Below are 7,737 nucleotides of genomic sequence, written 5' to 3'. Positions count from 1 at the left end.
GATTGCGGTGTGTGAAGACGCAATGAACCGAAAGTTCGACGCTCACAAAACACCTAGCTGTCACATACCCAATTTGCTGAAGCGAGGCCATCCGGCCACGACTCAGTACCCGAATTTCTTGACGACCATAGAGCGTTGGAACCACCTGATCCCATCCCGAACTCAGAAGTGAAACGATGCATCGCCGATGGTAGTGTGGGGTTTCCCCATGTGAGAGTAGGTCATCGTCAAGATTAAATTCCGAAACCCCAATTGCGAAAGCAGTTGGGGTTTTGTTTTGCCCGCAGGAAAATGGATTGTTTGAATTCTATGCAGCGGCCCGGTGCATGGCTATTATTCGGGCCTCATTCTGAGGCGAGACCTGCATGCTGACGTTGTTGAACCTTCTGAAGGATGGTCGATTCCATTCCGGTCAGGCCCTGGGTGTTGCTCTGGGAATTAGTCGAAGTGCGGTGTGGAAGCAGCTTCAGCATCTGGAGGCAGAGCTTGGGTTATCCATACATAAAGTTCGAGGGCGGGGCTATCAATTGGCATCGCCACTGGCGTTGCTTGACTCGCTCGCAATAGAGGAAGGTCTTGCCGGCTGGTCTGTCAGTGTCTTGGATTCCGTCGACTCTACTAATGCTGAATCGCTGCGCGCGGTGGATGGGGGGCGGGCGGCTCCCTTTCTTGTGCTGGCTGAGCGCCAGAGCTTAGGGCGGGGGCGCAGAGGCCGTAAATGGGTGAGTCCGTTTGCTGAAAATCTCTATTACAGCCTCGTGTTGCGTATCGATGGTGGGATGCGTCAGCTCGAGGGGCTAAGTCTCGTTGTCGGTCTCGCGGTCATGCAGACACTGCGCACGCTTGGGGTGCCAGGTGCGGGGCTGAAATGGCCCAATGATGTTTTGGTTGGGCGAAAAAAAATTGCAGGCATCCTGCTGGAGCTCGTCGGAGATCCAGCGGACGTTTGTCATGTAGTGTTGGGCGTGGGCATTAATGTGAACATGCAGGCTACAGACGAAGTCGATCAGCAATGGACTTCAATGCGTCTAGAGTCGGGTAAATCTTGTGATCGCAATATTCTGGCGGTTGAGCTGAGTAAGCAGTTGCAACTCTATCTGCGACGTCACCAGTCAGGTGGCTTCTCTGCGCTTCAGGCGGAGTGGGAGGCGAGCCATTTGTGGCAGGGGCAGCCGGTTTCTCTCACTGCCGGTGTCAATCAGGTAGAGGGTGTGGTGCTGGGAATCGATAATCAAGGCGCGCTGCGGCTAAAGGTAGATGGTGTGGAAAAGGTCTTTAGTGGTGGTGAGCTCAGCTTGAGGTTGCGTGATGATTCTTGAGCTCGATTGTGGAAACAGTTTTATCAAGTGGCGGGTGCTGAGTGCAGCGTTGGGCGCCTTGGTCGCAGAAGGTGTGGTCGACTCTGATGGCGCCTTGGTCGACAGTCTTCGGTCGCTTGAGAAGGTATCTCTCGGTAAATGTCGCCTTGTCAGCGTAAGAACTGAAGATGAGACCAATTTGCTGATTGGCTTGCTCAAGCACGAGTTCGGCATTTCCGTTGTCTGTGCGGCGCCCGCTCGCGAGATGTCCGGCGTAAAGAATGGTTACGACGACTATGAGCGCCTTGGTCTCGATCGCTGGCTGGCGATGCTTGGTGGTTTTCACCTGGCTAAAGGTGCTTGTCTGGTTCTTGACTTCGGGACGGCAGTGACTGCGGACTTTATCTCCGCGGGCGGTGAACATCTGGGAGGCTTCATTTGTCCTGGCATGCCGCTGATGCGTAATCAGTTGCGTACGCATACTCGAAAAATTCGCTATGGAGACCTGGCGGCGGAGCGAGCATTGACGAGTCAGGCTCCTGGGCGCAACACAGCTGAGGCTGTCGAGCGTGGCTGTTCGTTGATGCTAAGAGGATTCGTATTGACGCAGCTGGAGATGGCTCGTTCTTACTGGGGTGATGACTACAGTGTCTTCATTACGGGTGGTGATGCCGAGTTGGTCTCGGATGTCGCGCCTGAGGCTCGGGTTGTTGCCGATTTGGTGTTCGTGGGTTTGGCTATGGCGTGTCCTTTGTCCTGAGGTTTGTATGCGTTGGTTGTTCCTTCTGCTTCTGGTACTCAATGTGTTTTATTACGTCTGGCATCAGCAGGAGGCCCCGCTACGCGCAAAGGATGTCACGCCGCTCAGTCTTTATCGCGGCTCGCAACAGGATATTCGCTTGCTGAGTGAGGCTGGTGGTGATGCTTCCCGTGAAAAAAGGACTGGGGGAAGGTCTGATGGGCAGTGCCTTTATGTAGGTGGTCTGGCGCGCCCCGAGTCCGTTCAGGCGTTGGAGCAGCGTTTGACGGAGCTTGGAGCAAAAGCTCTTCCTTCATCAAAAGAGTCTTCCGGCGGCTCATATTGGTTCCAGATTACGCCCGAAACCCAGCGTTTGCTGGGTGATGCTCAGCTACAAAACCTTTCCAAGGAATTCAATGAGTTAAAACATAAAATAATGCTGTGCGAGGGGGTTGCACCTACTGAATAGTTTGCATAGAATGGCGCCCGCTCCACAGCGAAGACCTGAAAAGGTAGCAGCAGCGGGGCGGTGTCAATGCAGCTAACCTCAGGTTTTTAAATGAGAAAATGCTTGACAGGGGTTTGGCATAGTATAGAATGCCGGCCTGATTAGGAGGGGTTCCCGAGCGGCCAAAGGGATCAGACTGTAAATCTGACGTCTACGACTTCGAAGGTTCGAATCCTTCTCCCTCCACCAGATTTTAGCGTGAGCTGCAGGCTCCGCGGGTATAGTTTAGTGGTAGAACCTCAGCCTTCCAAGCTGATGATGCGGGTTCGATTCCCGCTACCCGCTCCAAGTTTGCAGGTTGTGCAAGGTGTTACGCTCTTGTAGCTCAGTTGGTAGAGCACACCCTTGGTAAGGGTGAGGTCAGCGGTTCAAATCCGCTCAAGAGCTCCATATAACAAGGCAGATATGAAAATATCTGCCTTTGTTTTAATGGCTTGTGTTGTTTGCTCAATTTCTTCTGTTAGGGGTGATATCGATGGCTAAGGAAAAATTTGATCGTTCCCTGCCGCACGTCAACGTTGGCACCATCGGTCACGTAGACCACGGTAAAACCACGCTGACCGCTGCTCTGACTCGCGTCTGCTCCGAAGTTTTCGGTTCGGCCGTAGTTGAATTCGACAAGATCGACAGCGCTCCAGAAGAAAAAGCTCGCGGTATCACCATCAACACCGCGCACGTTGAGTACAACTCGAACATTCGTCACTACGCTCACGTTGACTGCCCAGGTCACGCTGACTACGTGAAGAACATGATCACTGGTGCTGCGCAGATGGACGGCGCGATCCTGGTTTGCTCGGCCGCTGATGGTCCGATGCCACAAACCCGTGAGCACATTCTGCTGTCCCGTCAGGTAGGCGTTCCGTACATCGTGGTTTTCCTGAACAAGGCTGACCTGGTAGACGACGCGGAGCTGCTGGAGCTGGTTGAGATGGAAGTTCGCGACCTGCTGTCTACCTATGACTTCCCAGGCGACGACACTCCGATCATCATCGGTTCGGCTCGTATGGCTCTGGAAGGCAAGGATGACAACGAAATGGGCACCACCGCTGTTAAGAAGCTGGTGGAAACTCTGGACAGCTACATCCCAGAGCCGGTTCGTATGATCGACAAGCCGTTCCTGATGCCAATCGAAGACGTGTTCTCGATCTCGGGTCGCGGTACTGTTGTGACCGGTCGTATCGAGCGCGGTATCGTTCGCGTTCAGGATCCACTGGAAATCGTTGGTCTGCGTGACACTACCGTCACCACCTGCACCGGTGTTGAAATGTTCCGCAAGCTGCTCGACGAAGGTCGTGCTGGCGAGAACTGCGGCGTTCTGCTGCGTGGCACCAAGCGTGACGACGTTGAGCGTGGTCAGGTTCTGGTTAAGCCGGGTTCGGTTAAGCCGCACACCAAGTTCACTGCAGAAGTTTACGTTCTGAGCAAGGAAGAAGGCGGTCGTCACACTCCGTTCTTCAAAGGCTACCGTCCACAGTTCTACTTCCGTACTACTGACGTGACTGGTAACTGCGAGCTGCCAGAAGGCGTTGAAATGGTAATGCCAGGTGACAACATTCAGATGACTGTTACCCTGATCAAAACCATCGCGATGGAAGACGGTCTGCGTTTCGCAATCCGTGAAGGCGGCCGTACCGTTGGTGCTGGCGTCGTAGCCAAGATCATCGAGTAAACAGTTGTAATGTCTTTTTCAGGCCGGCATAATGGTCGGCCTGATTTTGTTTTAGGTCAGTAGCTCAATTGGCAGAGCGACGGTCTCCAAAACCGTAGGTTGGGGGTTCGATTCCCTCCTGACCTGCCAGATTCACTCGGTGTGTCTGGCTTTCTTTTCACAGGATCTTCATAGATGACTCCTAAAGCTGAAGCTCAAGGCTCTCGCTTCGATTTGCTCAAGTGGCTTGTAGTAGTCGCTTTGGTAATCGTTGGCGTTGTCGGTAATCAGTATTACGCTGCTTCGCCGATCCTGTACCGTGTACTCGCATTGCTTGTTATTGCTGCTGTAGCTGCCTTTGTAGGCCTACAGACTGCCAAGGGCAAGTCTTTCTTTGTACTGGTTAAGGAAGCTCGCACCGAGATTCGTAAAGTCGTATGGCCAACTCGCCAAGAAACCACGCAGACCACGCTGATTGTTGTGGCTGTTGTTCTGGTTATGGCGTTGCTGTTGTGGGGTCTTGATTCCCTGCTCGGCTGGCTTGTTTCCTTGATTGTCGGCTAAGGGTGTCCCGTGGCTAAGCGTTGGTACGTTGTGCATGCTTACTCGGGTTACGAGAAGCATGTCATGCGTTCGTTGATCGAGCGTGTAAAGCTGGCTGGCATGGAAGATGGCTTCGGCGAAATTCTGGTTCCCACTGAAGAAGTGGTTGAAATGCGTAATGGCCAGAAACGCAAAAGCGAGCGCAAATTCTTCCCAGGTTATGTGCTGGTTCAGATGGATATGAACGAGGGTACTTGGCACTTGGTCAAGGATACTCCTCGGGTGATGGGTTTTATCGGCGGTACTGCTGATAAGCCAGCACCAATCACTGATAAAGAAGCTGAGGCGATTCTGCGTCGCGTTGCTGACGGTAGTGACAAGCCGAAGCCGAAAACGTTGTTCGAGCCAGGCGAAACCGTTCGGGTCAATGACGGTCCGTTTGCTGACTTTAACGGTGTTGTTGAAGAAGTTAACTACGAAAAGAGCCGGATCCAAGTGGCAGTGCTCATTTTCGGACGCTCTACTCCGGTAGAGTTGGAGTTCAGTCAGGTCGAAAAGGTCTAGCTGAGCAAGCATCCCAACCCCACAGCCCTAGGCTGTGGGGTTTTGTCGTCACTGGGATAAACGCGCAAGTAACCGGGGAGCCTTTCGAGGCGTTCGAACCCGTAATTGGAGTGCCTCATGGCCAAGAAGATTACCGCTTACATCAAGCTGCAAGTGAAGGCCGCTCAGGCTAACCCAAGCCCACCTGTTGGTCCTGCTCTGGGTCAGCACGGCGTGAACATCATGGAATTCTGCAAAGCTTTCAACGCCCGTACCCAGGGTCTGGAAGCTGGTCTGCCGACTCCAGTGATCATCACTGTCTACAGCGACCGTAGCTTCACTTTCGAAACCAAATCCACCCCTGCTTCGGTTCTGCTGAAGAAAGCGGCCGGTCTGACCAGCGGTTCCGCTCGTCCGAACACCGTTAAGGTTGGCACTGTTACCCGTGCTCAGCTGGAAGAAATCGCGAAAACCAAAAACGCGGATCTGACTGCAGCTGATATGGATGCAGCCGTGCGTACTATCGCCGGTTCTGCTCGTAGCATGGGCCTTAACGTGGAGGGTGTGTAATGGCTAAGCTGACCAAGCGTCAAAAGGCTATCGCCGGCAAAATCGAAGCAGGCAAGGCCTACAACATTGTAGACGCCGCTGCGCTGCTGGCCGAGCTGTCGACTGTCAAGTTCAGCGAGTCGTTCGACGTAGCTGTAAACCTGGGCGTAGACCCGCGTAAATCCGACCAGGTCGTTCGTAGCGCTACTGTGCTGCCACACGGCACTGGCAAGACTGTTCGCGTTGCTGTGTTCACCCAGGGTCCAGCTGCTGAGGCCGCTCTGGCTGCCGGCGCTGACCGTGTAGGTATGGACGACCTGGCTGCCGAAATGAAAGGCGGCGACCTGAACTATGACGTAGTGATCGCATCCCCGGATGCAATGCGCGTTGTAGGTCAACTGGGTCAGATCCTCGGTCCACGTGGTCTGATGCCTAACCCGAAAGTCGGCACTGTTACCCCAGACGTCGCTACCGCGGTTAAAAATGCCAAGGCTGGTCAGGTTCGTTATCGCACCGACAAAAACGGCATCATCCACACTTCCGTTGGCAAGATCGGCTTCGATGCCGTCAAGCTGAAGGAAAACGTTGAAGCCCTGATCGCTGATCTGAAGCGTATCAAGCCAGCTTCTTCGAAAGGTATCTACGTCAAGCGCGTTACCCTGAGCACCACTATGGGCCCAGGTCTGGTCATCGACCAGAGCTCGCTGGACGCGTAAGACAAAAATTGGCGCAGTTGACTGCGCCAGTTGAAAGATTGGGGTCCCTGCCTGGCGGGGGCTATCCAAGACCGTAGGCGACGCAAGTCTTAAACCTCAAGCCTACGCAGATGGTGCTCCCGGTTCCTTACCGAATCAGACACCAAAACGACATTCGGTTTCGATCGAATGAAACGGTAACAAGCAGGAGTTAAACCCGTGGCAATTAATCTCGAAGACAAGAAGGCCATCGTCGCTGAAGTCAACGAGGCTGCCAAAGTCGCTCTGTCCGCTGTCGTGGTTGATGCCCGTGGCGTAACAGTAGGCGCAATGACCGGACTCCGTAAAGAGGCTCGTGAAGCTGGCGTTTACGTACGTGTTGTACGTAACACCCTGCTCAAGCGCGCTGTTGCTGACACTCCTTACAGTGTCCTCAACGACGTGTTCACCGGCCCGACCCTGATTGCATTCTCCAACGAACACCCGGGCGCTGCTGCTCGTCTGTTCAAGGAATTTGCCAAGGGTCAGGATAAGTTCGAGATCAAGGCAGCTTCGTTCGAGGGCAAGTTCCTCGCAGCGAATGAGATCGACGTGCTGGCAAGCCTGCCAACTCGCGACGAAGCTATTGCGAAACTGATGAGCGTGATTCAAGGCGCTACCAGCAAGCTGGCTCGTACTCTGGCGGCAATTCGCGATCAGAAAGAAGCAGCTGCAGCCTGAGGCTGAGCGTTTCCACTCTCGCGTATTTTTGTTTATTTCGACGGCCGTACAGGCTGTCCACCAAATCAGGAATTGAGTCATGTCTCTGACTAACGAACAAATCATCGAAGCAATCGGCCAGAAAACCGTTCTGGAAGTTGTTGAGCTGATCAAAGCAATGGAAGAAACCTTCGGCGTGACCGCTGCTGTTGCTGCTGCTGGTCCAGCTGCTGCTGCCGCTGTTGTTGAAGAGCAAACCGAGTTCAACGTTGTTCTGGTTGAAGCCGGCGAGAAGAAAGTAAACGTGATCAAGGCAGTTCGTGAACTGACCGGTCTGGGCCTGAAAGAAGCCAAAGAGAAAGTCGACGGCGCTCCTCAGGTTGTAGCTGAAGGCGTTTCGAAAGAAGCTGCTGAAGACGCTAAGAAGAAGCTGGAAGAAGCAGGCGCTAAAGTCGAGCTGAAATAAGCATCGACTTTGCTCCTCCAGCCCGAGCGTCAAGCGACAGGCTGATGGC

10 protein-coding genes, 4 tRNA genes and 1 rRNA gene are annotated in these 7,737 nt (G+C 53.8%); all 15 read left to right on the top strand.

Annotated elements, in window-relative coordinates:
• Positions 1-117: 117 nt before the first annotated feature.
• A 5S ribosomal RNA gene (rrf, locus tag M5G18_RS20740) occupies positions 118-233 on the top strand.
• A gap of 132 nt (positions 234-365) precedes the next feature.
• Positions 366-1,319 carry a bifunctional biotin--[acetyl-CoA-carboxylase] ligase/biotin operon repressor BirA gene (birA, locus tag M5G18_RS20735; protein WP_273897623.1) on the top strand — a complete coding sequence of 318 codons (954 nt, stop codon included), beginning with the start codon at positions 366-368 and terminating at the stop codon, positions 1,317-1,319.
• A complete protein-coding gene (locus M5G18_RS20730) occupies positions 1,309-2,058 on the top strand; it encodes a pantothenate kinase (protein WP_273897624.1) in 750 nt (249 codons plus the stop codon). The genes birA and M5G18_RS20730 overlap by 11 nt, the downstream gene beginning before the upstream one ends.
• Positions 2,059-2,065: 7 nt before the next feature.
• Entirely contained in the window at positions 2,066-2,506 is a 441-nt protein-coding gene (locus M5G18_RS20725) for a hypothetical protein (RefSeq protein WP_273897625.1), read from the top strand.
• A gap of 143 nt (positions 2,507-2,649) precedes the next feature.
• A tRNA-Tyr gene (locus M5G18_RS20720) sits at positions 2,650-2,734 on the top strand.
• A gap of 25 nt (positions 2,735-2,759) precedes the next feature.
• Positions 2,760-2,833, top strand: a tRNA-Gly gene (locus tag M5G18_RS20715).
• Between the two features lie 26 nt (positions 2,834-2,859).
• Positions 2,860-2,935, top strand: a tRNA-Thr gene (locus tag M5G18_RS20710).
• 85 nt (positions 2,936-3,020) lie between these two features.
• Positions 3,021-4,214 carry an elongation factor Tu gene (gene tuf, locus M5G18_RS20705; RefSeq protein WP_273897626.1) on the top strand — a complete coding sequence of 398 codons (1,194 nt, stop codon included), beginning with the start codon at positions 3,021-3,023 and terminating at the stop codon, positions 4,212-4,214.
• A gap of 53 nt (positions 4,215-4,267) precedes the next feature.
• A tRNA-Trp gene (locus tag M5G18_RS20700) sits at positions 4,268-4,343 on the top strand.
• A 45-nt stretch (positions 4,344-4,388) separates the two neighbouring features.
• Positions 4,389-4,757, top strand: a complete 369-nt coding sequence (secE, locus tag M5G18_RS20695; RefSeq protein ID WP_007957600.1) for a preprotein translocase subunit SecE — start codon at positions 4,389-4,391, stop codon at positions 4,755-4,757.
• A gap of 9 nt (positions 4,758-4,766) precedes the next feature.
• Positions 4,767-5,300 carry a transcription termination/antitermination protein NusG gene (gene nusG, locus M5G18_RS20690; RefSeq protein ID WP_007957598.1) on the top strand — a complete coding sequence of 178 codons (534 nt, stop codon included), beginning with the start codon at positions 4,767-4,769 and terminating at the stop codon, positions 5,298-5,300.
• A 117-nt stretch (positions 5,301-5,417) separates the two neighbouring features.
• A complete protein-coding gene (rplK, locus tag M5G18_RS20685; protein ID WP_003228756.1) occupies positions 5,418-5,849 on the top strand; it encodes a 50S ribosomal protein L11 in 432 nt (143 codons plus the stop codon).
• Positions 5,849-6,544 carry a 50S ribosomal protein L1 gene (rplA, locus tag M5G18_RS20680; RefSeq protein ID WP_003228754.1) on the top strand — a complete coding sequence of 232 codons (696 nt, stop codon included), beginning with the start codon at positions 5,849-5,851 and terminating at the stop codon, positions 6,542-6,544. Before rplK ends, rplA begins: the two co-directional genes overlap by 1 nt.
• A 198-nt stretch (positions 6,545-6,742) precedes the next feature.
• A complete protein-coding gene (gene rplJ / locus M5G18_RS20675) occupies positions 6,743-7,243 on the top strand; it encodes a 50S ribosomal protein L10 (protein WP_007957597.1) in 501 nt (166 codons plus the stop codon).
• Between the two features lie 79 nt (positions 7,244-7,322).
• Entirely contained in the window at positions 7,323-7,688 is a 366-nt protein-coding gene (rplL, locus tag M5G18_RS20670) for a 50S ribosomal protein L7/L12 (RefSeq protein ID WP_007957596.1), read from the top strand.
• Positions 7,689-7,737 lie beyond the last annotated feature (49 nt).

It is taken from the genome of Pseudomonas aphyarum (assembly GCF_028657055.1).
Classification (GTDB): domain Bacteria; phylum Pseudomonadota; class Gammaproteobacteria; order Pseudomonadales; family Pseudomonadaceae; genus Aquipseudomonas; species Aquipseudomonas aphyarum.
This window is presented reverse-complemented; position numbering and strand designations above follow the sequence as displayed.